This window comes from Aquaspirillum sp. (assembly GCF_055136605.1).
This window is the reverse complement of sequence record NZ_JBSQVP010000009.1, coordinates 1-22,969: the sequence shown is the minus strand read 5'-3', so window position 1 is coordinate 22,969 and position 22,969 is coordinate 1. Positions and strand designations below refer to the sequence as shown.

The window sequence follows — 22,969 nt, the reverse complement described above, 5'->3', positions numbered from 1 at the left end:
GAATTCACTTTTCTCCCTCGTTAAGATCTATCATGCGCTATCGAAGGGTCTACTGGTATCAGACCATTACAAACACGCGCTAGTACCAACTGGGAAACCACGTACGCAATTTTTGGGTGGTGTGTTGTTTGATGTCATCGGTAATGTAAGCACTCACTGTCGCCAATGCCGCCACCAACACCCCAATATCATCGGTATACCCCACCGCCGGCAACAGATCGGGCACACTGTCGAACGGCAAAATAAAATAGCTCAATGCGCCAACAATGACCGTCTTGGCCCATTTTGGAGTATCAGGTTTTTGCAAAGCAAAATACAGCCACAGCACTTTTTCAATCGCTTCCTTACCCGCCGCCGCTGCAAAACGCTTCACTTTCTCCCATAATTTTTCGTCAGAAAATGTGTGCGATTTCATGACATCCTTCATTTTCAATTAAGGGTTAATCGGTATCCTAGAGACATTAGATGATGTTTTTATTTTTGGAGGGAATCATGCGAAAGCATATGGTGTTATTAGCAGCAATATCCAGTCTTGGCTTTGCCAGCCAGTTCGCTCATGCCGATGTCGATTTAACCACGCTTGACTATCGGGCCCTCGGCATTGTCAGTCCAGACAAAGCCAAGCAAGCAGCACTGAAAGCCAAACCGGGCGCGATTACTGAGGCAGATTTGGAAAAACGGCCTTTGCGCGATGGACTGCAATATGAGTTTGAGATTTTAGATGCCCAAGGCAACCAGTGGGATATTAAGGTCGATGCCAAAAATGGCGACGTATTGAGCGTTAAAAAAGAGATTCTGTAATAAACCCGCCTTCTGGCGTTCAGAAGGCGGCAGGGGAATGCGGCTTATTCGGCCCGTTCCCATACTTGAGTACGGCCTAACAACGCCACGCCGAGAAAACCACGTACTTCTAATTTTTTCCCGCCTTCAATCGGCTTAAACTTCACGCTATAAGTTTTGCCTTCTTTCGGGTCGAAAATTTTTCCCCCTTCGTAGCTATCACCCGATTTTTTCACGCCCCACAGGATAGTCATGCCCTGAATGGGTTTGTTGGCGCGGTCGCCCTCACATTTGTCGCAGGTGGCTTCGGGGTTTTGAAATAACTTCACCACTTTGCCGCTAAATTCTCCGCCTTGTTCGGCAATTTGCACCAATGATTTTGCCTGACCGGTTTTATCATCAATGGTTTTCCATGTACCAACTGGCGAAGCCTCTGCCCAGACGGCTGCCGATAACAGCGTTGTAGCAAAAACCATAGCTTTCATTGCGTGACGCATGATGTGTTCCTCACTCGTTTGTTATTTTCCATTCAAACGATGGTTTGAATTCAACACAGGATGCAGAATTTCACTATCGGCTGTCAAGCCACCTGCACGTTACCCTAGGGCTTTACAAGCTGTAACGCCAACAACGCCAAGCGTTTGCCCTGTGCCATCGCCAAGCGGCGTTCTTCTTCGCTTAGGGTGGGTTTGTTTTCTTGCCCCGCGACATGGCTTACCCCATAAGGCGTACCGCCGGTTTGGGTGGTGGATAAATCGGGTTCAGAATACGGCACACCACATAACACCATGCCGTGATGTAACAACGGCAACATCATGCTTAATAGGGTCGATTCTTGGCCACCGTGTTGGCTGCTGCTACTGGTAAAGACGCAGGCCGGTTTACCAATCAAACTGCCTTGCATCCAATCGCCACTGGTGGAATCTAAAAAATATTTCATCGGTGCCGCCATATTGCCAAAGCGAGTTGGGCTACCTAAGGCTAAACCGATACACTCTTGCAAATCACTGGCTTCGACATAGGGCGCGCCCTCATCTGGCACTGCTGGCGCGGTGGCTTCACACACGGTGGACACCGCAGGGACGGTACGCAAACGCGCTTGTGCCCCCGGCACGCTGTCGATACCGCGAGCAATCGCCCGCGCCAGCTCACGCACCGCCCCGTGGCGGCTGTAATACAACACTAAAATATCAGCCATCAAACATTCCTTCTTACCAAGAAAACTTAATGATAACGACAAACCACTCTTTTCTACCTTATCCCCTCGCCTTGTGGTTGCGATGGCTGGAGATCGTCGGGTTTTTACGCTTTATTGGCCGGCGGTTATTGGCCGACCGCTGCATCGAAGTGGCCGCTAGCCTGACCTTTACCACGCTGTTGTCATTTGTGCCACTGATTACGCTGACGCTGATTGTCGCCTCCGCTTTTCCGGTGTTCTCGGCCTATAGCGATAGCTTTAAGCAATTTTTATTGGAAAATCTGGTACCCGACTCGGCCACCCGCATTATTACCGTCTATATGCGGCAATTTAGCGACAATGCCGGCAAATTAACCGCTGCCGGTTTGGCCATGCTGGCACTCACCGCCATTAGTTTAATGTTGACCATTGAACGCACCTTTAATGCGATCTGGCGTGTGAAAAAATCGCGGCCATTGGCACGACAAATGTTGTTGTATTGGACTGTGTTAACCCTTGGGCCCTTGCTGTTGGGGTTGGGTTTATCGCTGACCAATGGCCTCAGTTCACCGTTTACCGGCAAATGGCGTTGGATTGATGAATGGTTGAGTTTAGCGGGGTCGGCCTCGTTATCTGCAGTGGTGTTGCTGATTGTGTATGGCCTCATTCCCAATCGCTTTGTGCCGTGGCCACATGCGCTGATTGGGGCAATCACCACCGCCATCTTACTCACCTTCGCCAAACTTGGTTTTGCCCTGTATGTCGAGATGGCACGTTCTTACCAACTGATTTACGGCGCATTTGCCAGCTTCCCAATTTTGTTATTGTGGCTACAGCTGATGTGGCTCTTGGTATTGTTTGGCGCAGAATTGACCGCTGGTTTGGGTTATTGGCAACATCGCGCATGGCAACGTCCGGGTGGACACCAACAACGCTTTCAAGATGCGCTCAATGCGCTGGTCTGTTTAGCCCATGCACAACAACATGGCCATGAATTGAAGCAAGCGGATTTCCGCGCCCACCTCCACACCGGTTATGACGAAATCGGTCATATTCTCGACTGTTTAGAACATGCTAAATTGATCACACGCACACAAAACGAGGGCTGGGTTTTGTTGCGGCAACCCGATCATATCCAGCTCGATGCTTTATATGATGTGTTTATGATGCCAACTTTGCATAAAGAATCCTGTGCCCACGATCAAGCTCTGCGTGTCCGTCTCAACCAAGCGCGGGCAGCGTTGGCTGTGTCCCTACAGCACTTTATCAGCGAGAGCTCACAAACCAGCCGCCCGCAATAAACTTTGGGTATAGGGATGTTGCGGCGTGTGAAATACCTGTTGGGCAGGGCCATATTCGACAATGTGGCCCTGTTTTAACACCAACACATGATGTGCCACTGCCCGCACCACCGGCAAATCGTGGCTGATAAATAAGTAGGCCAGCTGGTATTTTTGTTGTAGCTGTCGCAGCAAGGCCAACACTTGTGCCTGAATCGACATATCCAAGGCTGAAGTCGGTTCGTCTAACAACAACAGTTGCGGTTGTAACACCAAGGCACGCGCAATCGCCAACCGCTGTCGCTGACCACCGGAAAACTCATGCGGATAACGCGATAGCATGTCTGCTGTCAGGCCAACTTCTTGCAAAATCGCCACAATCCGCGCCAAGCGTTGGGATTCATCCAACTGTGGTTCGTGCAGTTGCAAACCCTCTTGCAGAATCTCGCTCATCGTCATGCGTGGAGATAAGCTGGAGTAGGGGTCTTGAAACACAATTTGAGCATGTCGCCGCCATTGCCGTAGCGCCTGCTTTGACAGCGCAGATACCGTTTGCCCCTGCATCACCACCTCGCCTTGTGCGGCTAACAGCTGCAATACCGCCAACCCCAACGTCGTTTTGCCAGATCCCGACTCACCAATTAGGGCGAGGGTTTCCCCTTGTGGTAACTGAAAATCCACACCCTGCAAAATCGGCACTGTCTCCCGCCGCCACCAACGCTGCCGCCGTGATACGGTGACAGTGAGCTGTTTCGCCGTCAATAAAATCGGGGCATTCGCCTGCGGCACATCGTCCAGCGGCTGCGGCGTGCAATTCAACAAATTTTTGGTGTAAGGATGATGTGGAAAGTGAAATAGATGTTCACAAGCGGCACTTTCGATTAACTCGCCCTGCTGCATCACTGCAACTCGATCTGCAAAACGCTGTACCAGTGATAGATCGTGGGTAATCAACAATACCGCCATCCCACGTTCGGCTTGCAACTCACTTAACAAGGCCATGATTTCACCGCGCATACTGACATCCAGCGCGGTCGTTGGTTCATCCGCAATCAACAACTCCGGCTCACCCGCCAAGGCCATGGCAATCATCACCCGCTGCCGTTGACCACCAGATAGCTGATGAGGGTAGCGTTGTGCCAAGGTGGTGGGATCGGGTAATTTCACCCGTTCTAATAGCTCAATCGCCTGTGCCCATCCTTGGCGAGGGGATAAGCCGAGATGAATCCGCAAGACTTCATACACTTGCTCGCCGACGGTATGTAATGGATTGAGCGCCGTCATCGGCTCTTGAAACACCATCGCCACTCGTCGGCCACGAATTGTCCGCAATTGCGCTTCGTTGTAGCGCAACAAAGGTTCATCTTTTAAAAAAATCTCGCCTTCGTAACGGGCATCCGGTTGTAGCTTGAGAATCGCTTGTGCGGTTTGGGTTTTGCCAGATCCCGACTCACCAACCAAGGCCAGTTTTTCACCCGCATACACACAAAGATTGACCGCTTTAACCACCTGCTGTTGGCCAAAAAATACCGATAGGTTGTCAATCCGCAGCAGCGGCAATTCAGCAAAACTCATCCTGCCGCCTTTCGGGTATCCAGCGCATCGCGCAGTCCTTCGCCAATAAAAATCAGCAGTAGCAAGGTCACCGTCAACACCGCAAAAGTGGGTAAGGCAATCCACCACGCATCTAGGTTTTCTTTGCCTTGTGCCAGTAATTCACCCAAACTCGGCGTTGAAGGCGGCACACCCAAACCCAAAAAATCCAATGATGTTAAAGCCAAAATGGCACCAGAAATCCGAAATGGCAAAAAGGTAATCACTGGCGTTAAGGAATTGGGTAAGACATGGCGCCAGATAATTTGATGATGAGATAAACCCAAGGCGCGGGCAGCAAGGACATATTCCATCTGGCGGTTTTTCAAAAACTCTGCCCGCACATAGTCAGCCAAGCCCATCCAACCAAACAAGGACAACAACACAAACAACAACCACAGGCTAGGGGTAAACAGCGAAGCAAATAAAATCAGTAAATACAGTTCTGGCAACGAGCCCCAAATCTCAATCAGACGTTGTAACCATAAATCCAAACGCCCAGCAAAATAACCCTGTATTGCGCCTGCCACAATGCCTAACAGTGTTCCAACCACAGTTAATGCCAAGGCAAACACCACACTGAGCCGAAAACCGTATAACAAGCGCGCTGCAATATCGCGCCCCCGATCATCCGTCCCTAGCCAATGACGGGCATCGGGCGCGGCAGGGTTAGCGTATTCAGCATAATAATCAAGCGAATCAAAACGGTAGCGATTCGGCGGCCACAGCGCCCAATTATCAGCTTGCTGCAGCTGTTGTTGCACAAAAGGATCGTGATAGTCGGTGGGCGTGGCAAATTCACTGCCAAAGGTGGTTTCTGGATAGTCTTGCCACAGTGGGAAATACCATTGTTGTTGGTAATACACCACTAATGGCCGGTCATTCGACAGCCATTCAGCCCCTAGACTGACCACAAACAACAGCATGAATAACCACAGGCTGTAATAGCCACGTTTATGTTGCCGAAAACGCAGCCAAGCACGGCGAGAAGGGGAAACAGAAAGCGGCAATTCATTCATCGGCCATGCCCCACCTGTTCAAATTGCACACGCGGATCGACCCAGACATAACAGAGATCAGATAACAACCGCGCCACCAGACCAATCAAGGTAAATAAGTACAGCGACCCCAGCACCACCGGATAATCACGCCGAATCACTGAGGTATAAGACAACAGCCCTAAACCATCGAGTGAAAACAGGGTTTCAATCAATAAGCTGCCGGTAAAAAATGCCCCTAAAAAGGCCGCTGGAAAGCCGGTTACCAATGGAATCATGGCATTGCGAAAGACATGGCGATAAAGAATGGCATCTTCAGTCAGGCCTTTGGCACGGGCAGTCAACACATATTGCCGGCGGATTTGTTCCTGAAAAGTGTGTTTGGTCAACAAGGTCATCACCGCCAAATTGCCCACCACTGAAGCCGTAATCGGTAACACCATGTGCCATAGGTAATCCACAATTTTACCGCCCCAGCTCAATTCCTCCCAATGGTCGGACACCAAGCCACGCAACGGAAAAATCTGCCAAAAACTGCCGCCACCAAACAACACCAATAATGCCAAACCCAACACAAACCCGGGGATGGCATAGCCAATCAAAATCACCGTGCTGCTGACCACATCAAACGCCGAGCCATCGCGTACCGCTTTGCGGATGCCGAGAGGAATGGAAATAAGATAAGTCAGAAAAAACGACCATAACCCCAAACTCATCGACACCGGCAATTTTGAAACGATCAATTCCCAAACCGATTGATGATGATAAAAGCTGTCGCCAAGGTCGAATTGCAGATACCGCCACACCATATCCAAAAAACGCTGTGGGGCGGGTTGGTCAAAGCCGTATAAGGCTTTCAACGCCGCCAGTTTTTCTTCATCCAAGCCCCCCCGCGCCGAATATAGGCCGCTGCCGCCACTGTTGGCTTCACCTGCTGCGGCGCCTTTGAGTTCTTGCGCCAGTTGTTCGACTGGCCCACCCGGGACAAATTGGATAATGGCAAAGCTGAGCAATAAAATCCCCAACAACGTGGGGATCATCAACAGCAGCCGTTTGGCGATATACCGACCCAAGGACATGCGGTGTTATCCTGCAATGCGTGGGGTGGAAACCTGCACATCGCCACATTGGGCACGATGGCGCAAGGCATGATCGATTAACACCAAAGCCAGCATTGCCTCGGCAATCGGTGTTGCACGCAAACCAACACAAGGATCGTGGCGGCCGTGTGTTTCCATCAAAATCGGATTGCCTTGTTTATCAATCGAGCGCCGAGGTTGGGCAATACTCGAAGTAGGTTTAATCGCCATCGACACTTCAATCGCCTGCCCAGTGGAAAGGCCACCCAAAATACCGCCGGCGTGGTTACTTAAAAAACCATCGGGGGTCAATTCGTCGCCATGTTCGCTACCGCGTTGGGTCACCGAGGCAAACCCCGCGCCAATTTCCACCCCTTTGACAGCGTTAATGCTCATCATGGCGTAGGCAATATCAGCATCTAAACGATCAAATACTGGCTCACCCCATCCCACCGGCACCCCTTCCGCCACCACCCGTAAACGCGCACCAATAGAATCTTGCGATTTACGGATGCTATCCATATACGCTTCCAGCTCAGGGACTTTGCTTTGGTCAGCGGCAAAGAAAGGATTATTCACCTCGTCCCACGAGACAAAAGGAATCTCAATGTCGCCGATTTGCGTGATATGACCACGAATCACGATACCGTATTGCTCAGCTAACCATTTCTTCGCAATCGCCCCCGCCGCCACTCGCACCGCCGTTTCCCGCGCCGAAGACCGCCCACCACCGCGTGGGTCGCGAATGCCGTATTTGTGCCAGTAGGTGTAATCAGCATGTCCGGGGCGGAAGGTATCAGCGATATTGCCATAGTCTTTGCTGCGTTGGTCGGTGTTACGAATCAGCAGGGCAATCGGGGTGCCGGTGGTTTTTCCTTCGTACACGCCGGATAAAATTTCTACGGTATCGGGTTCACGGCGTTGTGTGACGTGGCGACTGGTGCCGGGTTTGCGGCGGTCGAGTTCGTGTTGAATATCCGCTTCGGACAAGGCCATGCCGGGAGGACAACCATCAACAACGCAACCAATCGCAGGGCCATGCGATTCGCCAAAACTGGTGACTGTGAACAATAAACCAAAGGTATTACCAGACATGGGGCACTTTCCGGAAATCAGAGATAGAAGACCGATTCTAACAAAGCCACCGCGACAACGGGGCAAAGTCCGGTGTGGATTCGAGTTGGGTGCAGGTGGTGGCTGAAGCAAATGCAAAACAGACAGCCTGTGTTAGGATTCATCGACGAAAAATTTTGGAGTTGTGAGATGGACATGAGTTTAACCAGTATTTTTATCACCGTTGCCCTCGCTCACTTTCTGGCCTTATTAAGTCCGGGGCCAGATTTTTTATTGATTGTGAAAAGTGCGATTAGTAACAAAACGAAAAATGCAATCGGTGTAGCACTGGGTATTGCTATCGCTAATGCAGTTTATATTGTGCTGTGTTTAGTTGGTGTCGGCTCTATTTTAGCCAGCTCAGTACCAATTATGATCGCACTAAAAATAATTGGTGGGCTGTTTTTGATTTATTTGGCGATACAAGCACTCAAAGCCAGAAAGTCGAGTTATCAAAATATTGCAGTAGTCGAAGCGTCAAACGAGCCACAACAAAACAAATCCTTTGCCTTTGAACTGGCTACTGGTTTTATGTCAGGCATTCTCAACCCAAAAAATCTGCTTTTTTATCTGAGCTTATTTACTGTGGTGTTGACAAATGAAGTCAGTCTTGGCTTTAAAATTTCTTTGGGTGTATGGATGACCAGCGTGGTGTTTTTGTGGGATGCCGCGATTGTATTGTTATTATCGACCCCCAAAATCAGAACACGTTTTACTAAAATGGCTTTTTATATTGATAAGCTAACAGGCGCCATCTTGGGGACCATCGGTATCACCATTGTAAAGTCGGCGATCAGTCGTTGACTTTATTCGCAGCAACGAGGATGGAAAAACGTAGAACATCCACGTAAGACAATGCTTGATCAAGCAAACTCAACACATTGAGCACATAAATAGAGCTTATCTTACTAGTACATAGGTTACGTTTATTTATCGCAGTTAAGAACAGCAAACTGGATTTTCCGCTAAAAGCCGTTGCCAGCGGGATTTAGCCATGTTGAGCATCACAAAAAATGGGATGGTTGCACTTTGGCGACCATCCCAGTCAAATCAAGCCTGATTTGCAAACAACTGCTGCCGAATTCGCTCAGTAATTTCCTTTTCTACTTTCTCTCTCTCCTCTGGCGGTAGCGCCGCTAACTGATCTTCAGTGAGGCCCATTTCCCGCAAAATTTTTTCTCGCAAACGTTGCTCTGGCGATTTTTTTAAAAACTCAAACAACTCATCACGCGCGCTTTTTGTTGGCGCGGTTGGTGTAGTTGATGTAGTTTTTTGCGATGAGGACGTCGATTGCGTATCGCGCTGTGTTGTCGCCTGTGCCATCGCCTGTTGAAAAGTCGCTGCACTTTGTGCCGAAGCTGTTCGGCGTGACGCTGCGGCTGAATTCACCGCAGACTGATTTTCAATTTTCATAGACCTGATCTCAGACAAAAAAACAGTCTGCCTATTGCAATCAATATGCCAAGCCATTTAAGGTATTTTTTTGCATAAAAGCGGCAAAAAATCCCGTAAAACACCCCAAATAGCGGCATTTTTTGTCATAGATTGCCGCTAGCGAAGCCCTCCTAACACATGGCCTTAGGCAATCGCCGCTTGCAAACTCTGATTGGTTGCCAACAAACGCTGTGCCAACACCGTTGCCACCGCCTGATGCAAACGAATCGCCAACTGAGGCTGGTTTTGTTCTAGGGTAGCAATCGCCTGTGGCGACAAACACAACACCGTTAGCGCACTGTCTGCCACCACTGCAGCACTGGTCGGACGCTGCAAATAGTGGCTCATCTCACCAATCACCGTTCCTTCGGTAAACCGTCGTAGCCGAATCGGTTTGCCCATCCGATCATGACTGCGCACCGATACACTGCCGCGCACAATAAAATACAAACCCGAAGCCGCTTGCCCTTCGGCAATTAACACCGACTCCGCCGCCACTTCGCGCAGTTCACCGTAAGGCAACAGCGCCGCCGAAAGCGCAACCACCGGCTGCGATGTAGTGATGGACATGAATGGGGTATGTTGCTGGAGATATCCGTCTTCGGCAGCTTCGAGCGCGTGGTCTAAATCAAGGTAAATGTGTTCAAAATCGGGAAGCGCACTGGCTAAGGTATGTTGTATTTCCGGCGATAGACCCGCAAAAAAGACCGTGCCTTGCTGTTGTTGCACACGGCGAATGATTTTACGAAACACCACTGCCGCCGACGCATCAATCCCTTGCACCCGTCTGAAATCCAAAATCAGGTAGGAAATATTGGCCTCGCTCTGCAAAGCGGTGATGACCTGCTTATCAACACGATGTGCAGAACCAAAAAAGATAAACCCTTCTAACTCCAAGCCCAGCAACCATTGCGGTTGTTGGGTTAACCGTTCCCGTTCAACTGCAGCACGATCAATACGCGATGGGGCATTCGCAGCATTAAATTGAATCCGTACCACCGGCAAGAGGCTGTAATCACGCAGAAAAATCACCACCGCCAGCACCACTCCGAGCAAAGTACCGACGCTGAATCCAGCAATATTGATCGTCAACGCCACCAATAACACCAGCAAAAAATCACTGCGCCGCAGCGTGTGCCAGCCTTTCCAGACACTGTTTTCCAGTAGCGACAGCCCAAAAAACAACAGAATACCGGCTAAAACAAAGGTCGGTAGCCACTGAATCAGCTCTAAGCCCACTATCGCTGCTAGCACACACACCGCTGCCAATACCCAACCTGCGATGCGGTTTGGCCCTGCGAGCTGTAAATTTAAAGACGTATCACCAATAAACGGTACCACCGGCAGGCCTGCCGACAACGCAGCGACAAAGTTCGCACCGCTGGTTTGTTTCAGCTCTTGATTGACGTCGATATCTTGTTGCAACAGATTTTCTAAGCTGCCGGTTTGCAACAACATCGCAATCAGCACCACCAACAAGACAGATAACAGCTCGGGTAGCACCGACAACAATGCCGCGACATCCACCTGTTGCCAACCAGTTAACCACGCCGACAACGGCAAGCCCTCACCTGCTGCCGGTAAATCAAATAACCAGCCCCATTGCCGCGCCGTGGCAGTGGAAACCTCGCATACAGCTAACAACAGAAAAAACACGCCACCTGCCACCGCCAACAAACACGGCATAAACAGTGGATGTTCAATGTGGCGAAAGCCGTACCACAGGGCCAAGGCAACAGCGAGAGCGGGCCAGATCATGCCGCCTTGCTGGAATAGTAATGGCCAAGCATTAAGATGCGTTAGGCTCAATTCTGGCACCACCGCCGCCAAACCCAGACCGCTCATAAAAAGCAACACCCCTGCACCGGCTAAAAAACCACTGATCACCGGCGAGGGCAGATAACGAATGATATTACCGAGTCGGAAATGTCCAACGGCATAGAACACACAAGCGGTGGCGGCGCTACTCAGTGCCAGCAATACCGCAATCGTGAGCGCGGCACGCTCGGGGCTGCCCTGTGCCGCTGCGACCTGCCCCGCAACAATGACGGCCAATCCCGCCAATACGACTGCAGCAGAATCATCCGGCCCAGCAATTAAACCGGGCAAGCGGCTGTAACACGTCACCCATATTGCACTCAACGCCGACGCGCATAAAATCAGCTTAAAACCAAAGCCGACATGCACCGCAGCAACACCACGATATAACAAGGATGCATACGCCGCCGCGACCGTGACCGCCAAAATGCCCGCAATCACCCCACTGGAAACGGCAGCAAAAGGGCCTTTAGCTTGCTGTGGAAAGGTCATGATTCAACTCAGTTGTGCCTGCAGAAATCCAAATGCAACTGGCCATCCGGCCTGTTTGCCCATCACGGCGATAAGAGAAAAAACGCTCGCTGTCAGTCACCGTGCAATGGGTGCCGCCACTGATGTTAGACACGCCGACAGCCTGCAAACGTTGTCGTGCCAACTGATAAATATCCGCCAGATATTTCCCGTTTTGTTGTGGGATAAACGCCTGTTCTGCTTCTATTGCCTGAGCCACAAAGGCTGCTCGTACCTCAGCCCCCACCTCAAACGCATTGGGCCCAATCGCCGGCCCTAACCACGCCAATAATGTTGTCGCAGGGACAGCCATCGCTGCCACTGTGCGTTCGATAATGCCATCACATAACCCCCGCCAACCGGCATGCACCGCTGCCACCACCGTGCCCTGTTGATCGGTTAATAACAACGGCAAACAATCTGCTGTCATCACCACACACACTGCCTCTGGTATCTGCGTCACACTGGCATCAGCAGGCAACACCGCATTTGCTGTGGGTGTAGTAATGATATTGACCTGAGTGGAATGGGTTTGCGTGAGCCAATGCGGTGGATTGGGTAAGGCAAGACTGAGTAAACGGCGATTTTCGGCCACCGCCAGCGGATCATCGCCAACGTGATCGCCGAGGTTGAAACTGGCAAACGGTGCTTGGCTGACGCCCCCAAGTCGAGTGGTACAACATGCCTGAACATGAGCAGGGGCGGGCCAATTCGGAACGAGCCATGATGGATCAAAAGATGACATATTGGAATTTCCTGTTTCATGTAAACAAAAGATAGCAAAAGCTGGTGTTGCCCTCATTTGGCTTGGGCTTATCATCAACACAGTATCAAAACACGGGCTGTTGATGTTTTTGTTTTGTTCAAAAGGAGAGGTGTGTTATGGCTTACCCACATTTGTTGTCCCCCATGCGTTGCGGGGCCTTGCATTTGAACAATCGCGTTTGGATGGCGCCATTAACGCGTTCACGGGCGGCACAACCCGGCGATGTTCCAAGTGAATTGAATGCCGAATATTATGCCCAACGTGCAAGCGCCGGTTTAATCGTCAGTGAGGCCACACAGATTTCTCAGCAGGGGCAAGGCTATGCGTGGACCCCCGGCATCTATACCGAACAACAAGAAGCAGGCTGGCAGCGCGTGGTGCAGGCAGTTCATGCTGCAGGCGGCAAAATTGTGCTACAGCTGTGGCATGTCGGACGTATTAGCCATCCTCTGTTACAAGAAAACGGTGCCGCGCCTGTTGCACCAAGTGCGATCACTGCAAATGCACAATGCTTTGTCGTCCAACCAGATGGCACACCTGCCAATGTTCCCACCGCGTCGCCGCGTGCCCTTGATAGCAGTGAATTACCAGCGATTGCACAGGATTATGCCGCTGCCGCTGCGCGTGCCAAACGCGCTGGGTTTGATGGGGTGGAAATTCACATGGCCAATGGTTATCTGCTCGACCAGTTTTTATGCACCGGCAGCAACCAGCGCACGGATGACTACGGCGGAAATATTGAAAACCGCGCCCGTTTTCCATTAGAAGTCTTGGATGCAGTGGTGGCAGTGTGGGGGCCAGAGCGCGTTGGCGTGCGTTTATCACCCTTTGGCACGTTCAATGATATGCAAGACCGAGAAGCTGAAGCGATGGCGGTTTATCTGGCGCGGGCATTCCAAGAACGAGAAATTGCTTATCTCCATATCGCAGAACCCGATTGGGCAGGTGGCCCAACTCTCAGCGATACTTTCCGCGATAGCCTACGCCATGAATTTAGCGGTAGCTTGGTCTGGACAGGTGGCTACGACGCCCAACGCGCAGATGAGATGATCCAGAAAGGATTAGCTGATGCCGTCGGTTTTGGACGGCCTTATATTGCCAATCCTGATTTGGTAAACCGCTTCGCTCATCAAGCACCACTGAACGCCCCCGATGCGAATACTTTTTATGGTGGGGGAGCCGTAGGCTACACCGATTATCCTTGTTGGCAACCCAGCTAAGCGGGGTTAAGCCAGATTAAGAATGGGTGCTGCGCTCTAACAAGTGCAGCATTCTGACCAGCTGTAGCGCCGAGATACGCCGCTTCATATACAAACGCAGCGCCACCGAACGAGCTGTTTTTCGCAAGAAACTCATATTTCCTCCTTGTATTACCAAAGCGTGCCACAGGATTGCACGAAACGCCACAATCAACAATGACATCAGAATTTTTCATAATTCTTTTCGTTGATGTTTATGCTAGCACATGATGCAGTCTGTGTTGTGAACCGGCAATACTCAACTTTTGACTTACGTAAAGAAAGTTTTGATCACAGGAATTATTTTTTTTATCGAGTGCAGATCGACCTAAGAGCGACTATCCTGTGGGTGCTTGAACCCTACCCTTTTCCAAGATATGAACAGCACGCTCTCTTCCCGTTCCACGATGTCCGCGACGTCTCCTTTTTTCTGTGCCCCGCGCATCCTTGTTGTCGATGACGTCACCGAGGATCGTTTATTGCTGGCAGACTTTTTACGCCAACGTGGTTACCGTTTATATGTCGGGGAAAATGGTCGTGACGCATATGACAAATCCCTCATTGTGATGCCGGATTTGATTTTGATGGACATTCGGATGCCAAATTCCGATGGGATTGTGGGGTGTCGCCTGCTTAAAGCCGACGAACGCACACGCCATATTCCAGTGATTTTTCTCACCGCCGCTGCATCACCACAAGAGCGGGTAGCCGGCCTCAGCGAAGGGGCGGTGGACTATGTCACCAAACCATTTGACTTTGAAGAAGTGCGATTACGTGTCGCGGTGCATCTTGGATTAACGCAACATACACAAAGCCAAGATCTACAAGCCGATGCTGCCACACCACAAGAAGAAGGACAGGGGCTCGATCAGGTGTTGTTCCGCGCCGCACGGCGGTTGATTACCCAACAATTGGAACATCCTCTTGAACTTGCCGATCTCGCTAAGGCGGTAGGCACCAACAGCCGCCGGTTAAACGAAGCTTTCCGGCAATGTGCAGGTGTCACTGTGTTTGATTTTCTGCGTGAAGAACGTCTGAAAGAGGCGCGCCGCTTGTTATCAGATACCTCACTTGAGATTCAGCTGATCGCCAGCCAACTCGGTTATAGCAGCGCAGCCAATTTCTCGACCGCTTTCCGTGAACGCTTTGGGGTTTCACCACGCAATTTCCGCCAAAACGGCGAGCCCAGTAAAGCGTAAATGCAGGTCAGCGCCCCCGCCTCGGTCGGCCGAGGCTCACAGATGATTCTTGGGCTGGTTATCGCACTGGTGATAGGGTGGGTAGTGGCATTACTCGCAAACCCGACACACTCATCACCACCGGTCAAACTGGTCGATCACCTTCTCCAATGGGAAGATAAAAGTCATCAGCTCAGTGCAGAACAGGTAGTTCTCCAATTAGCCGCCTTTCAACCTGCCAGCCATAAAACACTGAATATCGGTTATAGCCGCAGTGCAATTTGGCTTTATGGTGAATTGCCAAGTTCACTCAATGACTACTGGCTAGAAGTCGCGCCACCTCGATTGGAAAAGGTGCAATTTTATTTACTCGATGAAAAAAACTCGATTCAATCGACGATATTAGCGGGGAATAATCACCCTCTTTCTGCCCGTCCAGTTGTGGCACTGAATCCCATCTTTCCACTAAAAAGTGATAATCACACTATCCGTTTTTTGATTAGAATAGAATCTAGATCAGCCATTCATATTCAACCTAAGCTTTGGCAGCCACTTAAATTTCGTGAAACAGAAGCAGAATATAAATTATTGCTAGGTATTTTCTTAGGGTCAATGATTACGATTGCTTTGTATGCAATCATTCATGCAATGACACTACATGATCGCCTATTTTTATATTTGAGCTTTTTTATTTGTAGTGTCATTTTGTACGAAATCAGCTTTCAAGGCTATTTGTATCTTCACTTCCTTTCAGCTGGAGCGGATTGGATTGTTAGAGTCCCCGGCACAATAGGAGCGGTTACCAATTTTTCTGCATTATTAGCATGGCGTTTATTATTGCGAATCCCTAAAGAGTTTCCTTTTTGGGATTTGGCTTATAAAACAATGATGATCATCATGTTGTTGTGTGCAGTGGGCTGTGCATTTGCAGACTATTTGATAGCCGCACAAATTCTGAATGCTTTTTCAGTTGTAATGAATCTTGTATGGCCAATTTCGGTCATCACGGCATGGAAACGTGGTGTACCAAATCTCACCCTGTTTACAATTTGCTCTGCCTTATTCTGGTTCGTTCATGTTTTACGCTTAATGGATTTTTATGGTTTACGCACCACAGGCCTCTTTATTAGTGAAGAGGCTTTAGTGTGGGCATTAAATATGGATTTATTGTTGTTAATGGTGATGGGTCTATATAGTCGCAATAAAACCCTTCATCAACAACATCTGGCAGCACAAACAGCGTTAATTGAAGCGCAACAGTTAAAACACTCGCAATTAGAACAAGCTGTTACTGAACGAACACAAGCCTTAAAAACAGCCCTACACACTGCCGAAGAGGCCAATCGCGCCAAGAGCGATTTTTTAGCGCGGGTCAGTCACGATTTGCGTACGCCACTCACCTCAATCACGGGTTATGCTGATTTGATTTTAGCTGGAGGACGTGAAGACGCAGAACGCGGGCGAATTATTCGGCGTAGCGCCAGTCATTTATTGAGTTTAATTGATGATTTAATTGATTACGCCAGAGGCAGCCCAACCGAACGGATGCAGCCCTTACCACTGTATTTCCATGCCTTACTAGAAGGCATCACCCGTGATGCAGAACAAGTGGCGATGCGGCGACAAAATCGTTTTGTGTTCCAAACTGTTGGTCAGCTACCGCCGGTGATTAAAGTAGACGGCAAACGATTACGACAGGTGTTAGATAATCTGTTGACCAATGCGGCGAAATTTACTTCACAAGGTGAAATCCGCTTTGTGGTGGAGATGGTCAGCCAACAGCCCAATACCGGTATTGTCCAACTGCGCTTTCATGTGATTGACAGTGGTATCGGTATCGCTGCCGAACAAATCGACTCTATTTTCGATCCGTTTGTGCGTTTAGATAATGGGCGCAGCCAACAAGGCTTAGGCCTTGGCCTCGCGATTGCAGCGCAATGGGTACAGCGGATGCAAGGTCGATTAGAGGTCAGCAGTCAGCTTGGAAAGGGCACGCATTTTACCTTGCACGTCAGCTTTGCCACCGCCCACGAGGACAGCATTCCTCACCATCGCTTACCTGATGGGGAATTGGCCTTGCCAGAACTAGATGGCAGTGGGTATCGCCTTGTGCTGTTGGAAGACACCAAAGATGTGCGCAATCTGTTGCAAGATGAATTGGAAGGTCTTGGATTTGAGGTAGAGGCGTGGGCAGAGGGACGCGATTTTATTGATGAACTAAGCGATGGCAGTCTGGCGATGCCAGATTTGATTGTGACCGATTTCTCCATGCCGGAAAGCAATGGTTTAGAGGTATTGGAAGCAGTCAACGCCCTATGGCCGCAGGTGCCGGTAATATTGCTGTCTGCCGCCCCCCCGCCTGTCCATACCGTACAACGCTTTCATGCTGCCTTGTTAAAGCCGGTTAACTTAGCGCAATTACGCCATGTGTTAGCAGAATTGCTGCATTTACCGCTACAAAACAACCACCCCACGCACGCGGCAAAAACCACAATTGCTTGTGTGCCACCACCAGCGGCACAACGGGCAGAACTGCAACAGTGGTTGGACATGGGCGCAATGTCGGATTTAATCGACTGGGCACAACAGTTAGCGGAACATAGCCCTGAGTATGCTGAGTTTGCACAGACCGTAGAAAATTACGCCGAACGCGCAGACATCAACGGCTTGTCGCAGTGGTTAGCTCAGTGGCGCTAGGCGTGTAGGAAATGTTCACGTCCGCCTAGCCAACGGGCTAAATGGGCACGTGCGGCATCGGGCCATTGTTTTAATAAACGCGGTGCCCATTGTCGCGCTTCCTCTAGCAATGCCACATCGCGTTCGATGTCGGCAAACCGCAACATCGGCGTGCCGCTTTGTTTAGCACCGAGAAACTCTCCCGGCCCGCGAATCAACAAGTCCTGTCGCGCAATTTCAAAGCCATCGGTCTGTTCATAAATCACCCGTAAACGCGCACGCGCCAGCTCGGATAGCGGTTCTTCAAATAACAACACACAACTGCTGGCATGTCGTCCGCGTCCAACGCGCCCCCGCAGTTGGTGTAACTGTGCCAAGCCCATACGCTCGGCATGTTCAATAATCATCAAGGTCGCATTTGGGACATCAACACCGACTTCAATCACGGTCGTCGCCACCAATAGGTGAATTTCATTGGCAAGAAATGCCGCCATCACTGCTGCTTTCTCATCAGCCTTCATCTTGCCATGCACTAAACCAATCGTGAGCTGTGGCAAGGCCAGCATCAATTCTTGTTGCGTGGCAACAGCCGTTTGGAGTTCCAAGGTTTCTGATTCTTCAATCAGAGGACACACCCAATAGGCTTGGCGACCTTGTTCTATTTCACGCGCAATAGCCGCCATGACCTCTGGCCGCCGTTTTGCGGCAATCAAGCGAGTACGAATCGGCGTCCGTCCGGGGGGTAATTCATCAATCACTGATACATCCAAATCAGCGTAGTAGCTCATGGCCAAGGTACGCGGAATCGGTGTGGCCGACATCATAAGCTGATGGGTTTCGCCACCTTTAGCTTGTAGTGCCAAGCGTTGTGCAACACCAAAACGATGTTGTTCATCCACAATGGTTAAACCCAGCCGCGCAAAAGCAACGTCTTCTTGAAATAGCGCATGGGTACCCACCGCCAAACAAGCCTCTCCATTGGCAATCTGTTTTAATGCGGCTTGGCGCTGTGATTTTTTCAAGCTACCCGATAACCACACCACGGTTAAACCCAAACTTTCCCACCATTGCCGCAGTTTTAAGTAATGTTGTTCAGCCAAAATTTCTGTCGGGGCCATCAATGCAGCTTGATAACCGGCTTCTATCGCATCTAAAGCCGATAGCGCCGCAATCACGGTTTTCCCCGCACCAACATCACCCTGTAACAAGCGGTGCATCGGCTGTCCACCTTGTAAATCTTGTTGGATTTCCTGCCAGACTCGCTGCTGTGCAGCGGTTAGCGCAAAGGGCAGCTGTTGTAGCAACGCCGAAGTCAGCCGGCCATTACCCTGTAAAATCGGCGCTGATTTACGCTGCCGTGCCCGATAAGACAAACGCATCGACAGCTGTTGTGCTAATAGCTCATCAAAATAAATCCGCTGCCACGGCGGAAACTGCGGTGATTGCAATACAGCAACTTCACTGCCAGCGGGAGGATGATGCAGGGTCAACACCGCCTCGGAAAAACTCGGCAAGCCCAATGTTTGCAACATCGCGGGGGGCAAAGTGTCATCGAGTGGGATCTGTTCAAGGGCAGCATCAATCCATTTACGTAGTTGCGATTGGGTAATCCCTTGGGTGGCGGGATAGATAGGGGAAAGGTGGGTGGATAACGGGGTATTGCTGGCCACCACACGGCATTTTGGGTGCACCATTTCCGCCTCACCAAAAAAATTCTGGCGAATTTCACCAAACACCCGTAAACGATGACCAACACTACATTGTTTGATTTGGCTCGGATAAAAATGGATAAAACGCAATACCAGCTGTCCGCTGGCATCAGCAATCACTGCCCGCAGTTGCCCCCGCCCACCACGTTGTTTCACCTCACAATGCTGCACAATGCCTTCCACCATGACGGATTGTGCCAACGGTGCTTGGGCAATAGCGAAACACTGCGTTTCGTCTTCGTAGCGCAGCGGCAAGTGTAATAACCAATCAGAGGGCTGTTGAATACCCAGTTTGCTGAGTTTTTTTTCAATTGCAGGGGCAAGCGCCATCGTCAATCTCACCGTTTAACCGTGCTTTGGCTTAGCCAATGAAGCCCAAACTGTCGCCACCACAATACACGCGCCACCCGCCAATGCCAGCCAAGTTGGTTGTTCATGAAAGACGTACCAAGCAAAACCAATCCCATACACCGGTTCTAACCCTGTAATCACCGCTACTTGCCGCGCCGGCAACACGCCCAAGCTGGCAATAAACAAACCATGTGCCAAAGCAGTACACACCACGCCCAAAAAAAGCAAGGCCGACCATTCGTGTAGCGTTAAGGCCACCGGCGGCAACCACCACCACAGCGGTAACAATACCCCAGCCGCCACCGCATTTTGCCAAAAGGTGCTGGATAACACCGACAACGCGCCGATACTGCGATTTAATAAAGCCAATACAGCAAATAAGGCGCCGGACAATACCGCTAGCAACAAACCCTGTGTTGCACTGGCTTCAAACCGCCATTCTGGGACGACTAACAATAAACCGATGGTCACTAAGGCAATCATCGCCCACTCTTGCCGCTGTATCCGCTCGGCAAACCAGTATGGTTCTAACAATGCGACAAACACTGGAAAACTGGCAAACCCCAACAGCGCAATCGCCACCGTACTGTATTGCACCGCCGCAAAGAAGGTTGTCCAATGCAATGCCAACACTGCACCGGCCAACAATAAGCGCCAGCGTTGCGACGATTTGACTTGCCACAGTACAGACAAACGATGTCGCCACACCACCAACAAAGCCACCGCCAGCGCGGCAAACACCGTCCGTCCTAATACAATCACCCATGCCGGTTGCGCCACAGCTTTGCCAAATAACCCAGCCAAACCAAACAACAACACAGCAAGGTGAATTGACCATAATGGTGACAACATAGGCAAACGTGCCGAGCTCACAATCGCGTTACCAAGGTATAAATCGCGCCAGCAGACACCACCAGTGTGACCAAGGCAATAATTGGTGGAATAAACTCCACACGGTCTAACTCGGCATCACTGTCAATCGGTTTAATTCCGGTCACCATTGGGCGGATAAGATTGGTTTTTTTACCCCACAGATAGAACAACACCGCCCCAACATGCACAGCAATCAACGCCAATAGATAGTTAATGCCTTGTTTGTGCCAAACGGTGATTTGCTCTGACCATTCGCTGCCGACCAAATGAATTAACGGGCCGTCATACATATACGAGTCAATATCACTCGATAACATCCCCGACACCACCTGAAATAACAGCGCAGCCAACAACGCCATCACCATCAACGCGCCTAATGGGTTGTGGCCGGGGATTTGATCTTCTGGTAATTGCCCACGCATATAGGCCAAGATCGCTTTGGGGCCGCGAATAAATTGGGTAAATCGTGCGGTTTGGCTGCCAATCAGGCCCCAAATCAGGCGGAATAACAATAAAGTGGCAACCACATAACCAACACGGATATGCCACAACAACCACTCACCGCCTTGTTCACCCGAGTACCACATAAAACCAATTAGCGGGGGCAAAGCCCAATGAAATAAGCGGATTGGGGCATCCCATACCCTGACATTCTGTTTCATCATTTTCCTTTTTTATTTAGGACACGTCTTCGCTGCTGGGCGGGTCGAGAGAGATGACTAACGGCTGGTTAGCCGTCAAATAACAGGCAAGCCGCCACAGCGCAGGCGAATCAATAAAGGTGTCTTGTTGCAAAGCAGATTGCGGCAGGTAGCGATGGCGCACTAACACATTGCGCTCTTTACGTGACATCAGTAGCGGTTGTGGTTGTTGCTGATGACTGACGCGGACAGCACATGTACCACAGGTGCCACGACCACAACGCCACGACAGGGGTAAATCATCACAACGGCGCACCAAATCTAAAATGGGTTCATCTGGTGTAGCGACGACAGTGAGGGGCTGTGTTAAGGCCCCTCCCACAAAACTCAATGCTGGCATACCATCACAACAGACGCTCAAAAGTATAAAACGCGACGGTTTCACCTGCAGCCACAGCCTGCCCAGCCGGTACACGAATCAGCCCGTGTGACTGTAAGCACGACCACAGGTGCGGTGCCGCAGGGCTTAGTTGGACAGCGATAGCCTGTTGTTGTTCATTTTTAATGACCTGCACTGGTAACACCTGCTCATATTCCTGTGCCGCCAATTCGGTGGTCAAGGGTAAACGGTAACATGGGCTGGCATAACGGGCACAATCCAAACCACGCATCCGCTGTAGTGCTGGCGCCACCGCCAACAAGAACAACAGATACGCCGGCAACATGGCATTCGGTAGACCAATAAAGTCGGCACTGGCAACCTTACCCCAGCTCAACACCGGTAAACCACTCATGGCAATCTGCGCTTGTTGCAATACCCCTTCACGGGTGATCGCCTGTTGCACATAGTCTTCTTCTACGCCACCACAAGTGATGATTAAATCACTGTTCTCTGCGGCATTCGACAACGCTAAACGAGTCGCGGCAACGCTCTCGGGCACCACACCCAAATCGCGCACTTCGCACCCCATCGCCACCAAAGCGCCACGCAACCAATAGCGATGGCTGTTATAGCGACGATCAGCATGTAACACTTCACCGGGCTCGGTTAAATCCTCACCACTGAAAAAAACCGAGACTTTTAAGGGCCGCCACACGGGTAAAGTCGGTAAACCGAGGGCGGCGGCCAAGCCAGTATGCACCGGCGTTAGCCACAAACCAGCGGGTAGCTGATGTTCTGCCGAAAAACCGAGTTGGGACAACAATTCGGCCTCAATTGCCACTGATTGTGCCAACACGCTACCACGGCAATTTTTAAGTGGCCGTTCTTCAATCCCATCTTCTTGTGCGGTCAAAACAGTCAGACCAGACAATAATTTTTCTAGGGCATGTGCTAACGTCTCTACGGCAATCGCACTCATCATTTCTCCTTGTTATAACAACATTAACGGGCGCCAGCCGGCGCTAATAACGGCGATAAACCCAACTCTTTTAATTTTGTCATGGCCTCTTCTGCCTCGGCACGACTTTGAAATGGTCCAACGTGTACCCGCGTTTCTGTTTTTACTGTAATGCCTTGACGTTGTAATTTTTCTACCAAACGGGCGGCATTATCCAGATTGCTAAATAAACCCAGTTGCACCTGATACCCCACCGAAGCATGGGAGGGGGGTGGGGCCGGTGCAATAGGCGGTGGCGGCGCAAAGACCGGCGGTGGAGGTGCAGCAACCGCTGGTTTCTGTGCTGCGGGAGGCGGCGCCATTGGGGGGACGATGGATGCAGGTTGAGGCGGCGGCGCAGGTGGCGGTGCTTTAG

22 protein-coding genes are annotated in these 22,969 nt (G+C 50.6%); 6 read left to right on the top strand and 16 right to left on the bottom strand.

The window, feature by feature from the left end:
* Window positions 1-79: 79 nt before the first annotated feature.
* Window positions 80-415: a YkvA family protein gene (locus ACTBZS_RS02935; RefSeq protein WP_460430513.1), complete on the bottom strand. Its 336-nt coding sequence runs from the start codon at window positions 413-415 to the stop codon at window positions 80-82.
* A gap of 77 nt (window positions 416-492) precedes the next feature.
* Between ACTBZS_RS02935 and ACTBZS_RS02930 the strand changes: the two genes are divergently transcribed.
* A complete protein-coding gene (locus tag ACTBZS_RS02930; RefSeq protein ID WP_463043216.1) occupies window positions 493-801 on the top strand; it encodes a PepSY domain-containing protein in 309 nt (102 codons plus the stop codon).
* A gap of 44 nt (window positions 802-845) precedes the next feature.
* On the opposite strand, the gene ACTBZS_RS02925 is transcribed toward ACTBZS_RS02930, so the two are convergent.
* Together ACTBZS_RS02925 and wrbA are read right to left on the bottom strand one after the other, a co-directional pair.
* Window positions 846-1,277 (bottom strand): DUF2147 domain-containing protein, encoded by a 432-nt coding sequence (locus ACTBZS_RS02925; RefSeq protein ID WP_460430509.1) that lies wholly within the window; start codon window positions 1,275-1,277, stop codon window positions 846-848.
* Window positions 1,278-1,381: 104 nt separating this feature from the next.
* Entirely contained in the window at window positions 1,382-1,978 is a 597-nt protein-coding gene (gene wrbA / locus ACTBZS_RS02920) for an NAD(P)H:quinone oxidoreductase (RefSeq protein WP_463043215.1), read from the bottom strand.
* A 29-nt stretch (window positions 1,979-2,007) separates the two neighbouring features.
* Between wrbA and ACTBZS_RS02915 the strand changes: the two genes are divergently transcribed.
* Window positions 2,008-3,258: a YihY family inner membrane protein gene (locus ACTBZS_RS02915; protein ID WP_460430507.1), complete on the top strand. Its 1,251-nt coding sequence runs from the start codon at window positions 2,008-2,010 to the stop codon at window positions 3,256-3,258.
* On the opposite strand, the gene ACTBZS_RS02910 is transcribed toward ACTBZS_RS02915, so the two are convergent.
* From ACTBZS_RS02910 to aroC, 4 genes are read right to left on the bottom strand one after another with little or no spacing between them, the layout of a single operon-like run.
* A complete protein-coding gene (locus ACTBZS_RS02910) occupies window positions 3,235-4,812 on the bottom strand; it encodes an ABC transporter ATP-binding protein (RefSeq protein WP_460430506.1) in 1,578 nt (525 codons plus the stop codon). The two genes, ACTBZS_RS02915 and ACTBZS_RS02910, sit on opposite strands and share 24 nt — an antisense overlap.
* On the bottom strand, window positions 4,809-5,849 hold the full coding sequence (locus ACTBZS_RS02905; RefSeq protein ID WP_463043214.1) for an ABC transporter permease: 1,041 nt from the start codon (window positions 5,847-5,849) through the stop codon (window positions 4,809-4,811). The genes ACTBZS_RS02910 and ACTBZS_RS02905 overlap by 4 nt, the downstream gene beginning before the upstream one ends.
* Complete coding sequence (locus ACTBZS_RS02900) at window positions 5,846-6,901, bottom strand: microcin C ABC transporter permease YejB (protein ID WP_463043231.1); 1,056 nt, start codon at window positions 6,899-6,901, stop codon at window positions 5,846-5,848. The genes ACTBZS_RS02905 and ACTBZS_RS02900 overlap by 4 nt, the downstream gene beginning before the upstream one ends.
* A gap of 12 nt (window positions 6,902-6,913) precedes the next feature.
* Complete coding sequence (aroC, locus tag ACTBZS_RS02895; protein ID WP_460430504.1) at window positions 6,914-8,002, bottom strand: chorismate synthase; 1,089 nt, start codon at window positions 8,000-8,002, stop codon at window positions 6,914-6,916.
* Between the two features lie 174 nt (window positions 8,003-8,176).
* Between aroC and ACTBZS_RS02890 the strand changes: the two genes are divergently transcribed.
* Window positions 8,177-8,824, top strand: coding sequence for a LysE family translocator (locus ACTBZS_RS02890; RefSeq protein ID WP_463043213.1), 648 nt, complete (start codon window positions 8,177-8,179; stop codon window positions 8,822-8,824).
* A 246-nt stretch (window positions 8,825-9,070) separates the two neighbouring features.
* On the opposite strand, the gene ACTBZS_RS02885 is transcribed toward ACTBZS_RS02890, so the two are convergent.
* From ACTBZS_RS02885 to pgeF, 3 genes are all read right to left on the bottom strand, one after another.
* On the bottom strand, window positions 9,071-9,490 hold the full coding sequence (locus ACTBZS_RS02885; RefSeq protein WP_463043212.1) for a hypothetical protein: 420 nt from the start codon (window positions 9,488-9,490) through the stop codon (window positions 9,071-9,073).
* Window positions 9,491-9,598: 108 nt separating this feature from the next.
* Window positions 9,599-11,764 (bottom strand): SulP family inorganic anion transporter, encoded by a 2,166-nt coding sequence (locus ACTBZS_RS02880; RefSeq protein ID WP_463043211.1) that lies wholly within the window; start codon window positions 11,762-11,764, stop codon window positions 9,599-9,601.
* Window positions 11,742-12,527 (bottom strand): peptidoglycan editing factor PgeF, encoded by a 786-nt coding sequence (gene pgeF / locus ACTBZS_RS02875; protein WP_460430500.1) that lies wholly within the window; start codon window positions 12,525-12,527, stop codon window positions 11,742-11,744. The genes ACTBZS_RS02880 and pgeF overlap by 23 nt, the downstream gene beginning before the upstream one ends.
* A gap of 137 nt (window positions 12,528-12,664) precedes the next feature.
* Between pgeF and ACTBZS_RS02870 the strand changes: the two genes are divergently transcribed.
* The 3 genes from ACTBZS_RS02870 to ACTBZS_RS02860 all read left to right on the top strand — a co-directional run bounded on the left by ACTBZS_RS02870 (window position 12,665) and on the right by ACTBZS_RS02860 (window position 17,661).
* A complete protein-coding gene (locus ACTBZS_RS02870) occupies window positions 12,665-13,768 on the top strand; it encodes an alkene reductase (RefSeq protein ID WP_460430499.1) in 1,104 nt (367 codons plus the stop codon).
* A 425-nt stretch (window positions 13,769-14,193) separates the two neighbouring features.
* Window positions 14,194-14,985, top strand: coding sequence for a response regulator transcription factor (locus tag ACTBZS_RS02865; RefSeq protein ID WP_463043210.1), 792 nt, complete (start codon window positions 14,194-14,196; stop codon window positions 14,983-14,985).
* The gene (locus ACTBZS_RS02860) at window positions 14,986-17,661 is read left to right on the top strand and encodes a hybrid sensor histidine kinase/response regulator (protein WP_463043209.1); all 2,676 of its coding nucleotides are present in this window, start codon (window positions 14,986-14,988) and stop codon (window positions 17,659-17,661) included.
* Here ACTBZS_RS02860 and recG read toward each other — a convergent pair.
* From recG to ACTBZS_RS02830, 6 genes are all read right to left on the bottom strand, one after another.
* Window positions 17,658-19,679 (bottom strand): ATP-dependent DNA helicase RecG, encoded by a 2,022-nt coding sequence (gene recG, locus ACTBZS_RS02855; protein WP_463043208.1) that lies wholly within the window; start codon window positions 19,677-19,679, stop codon window positions 17,658-17,660. The genes ACTBZS_RS02860 and recG overlap by 4 nt on opposite strands.
* Window positions 19,680-19,694: 15 nt before the next feature.
* Window positions 19,695-20,552 (bottom strand): DMT family transporter, encoded by an 858-nt coding sequence (locus ACTBZS_RS02850; protein WP_463043207.1) that lies wholly within the window; start codon window positions 20,550-20,552, stop codon window positions 19,695-19,697.
* A 17-nt stretch (window positions 20,553-20,569) separates the two neighbouring features.
* On the bottom strand, window positions 20,570-21,238 hold the full coding sequence (locus ACTBZS_RS02845) for a cytochrome b/b6 domain-containing protein (RefSeq protein ID WP_245556756.1): 669 nt from the start codon (window positions 21,236-21,238) through the stop codon (window positions 20,570-20,572).
* A gap of 13 nt (window positions 21,239-21,251) precedes the next feature.
* The gene (locus ACTBZS_RS02840) at window positions 21,252-21,614 is read right to left on the bottom strand and encodes a 2Fe-2S iron-sulfur cluster-binding protein (RefSeq protein ID WP_022653499.1); all 363 of its coding nucleotides are present in this window, start codon (window positions 21,612-21,614) and stop codon (window positions 21,252-21,254) included.
* A gap of 4 nt (window positions 21,615-21,618) precedes the next feature.
* The gene (locus ACTBZS_RS02835; RefSeq protein WP_022653500.1) at window positions 21,619-22,575 is read right to left on the bottom strand and encodes a molybdopterin-binding protein; all 957 of its coding nucleotides are present in this window, start codon (window positions 22,573-22,575) and stop codon (window positions 21,619-21,621) included.
* 23 nt (window positions 22,576-22,598) lie between these two features.
* Window positions 22,599-22,969: SPOR domain-containing protein (locus ACTBZS_RS02830; protein ID WP_463043206.1), on the bottom strand; the 371-nt coding region annotated here is incomplete at its 5' end.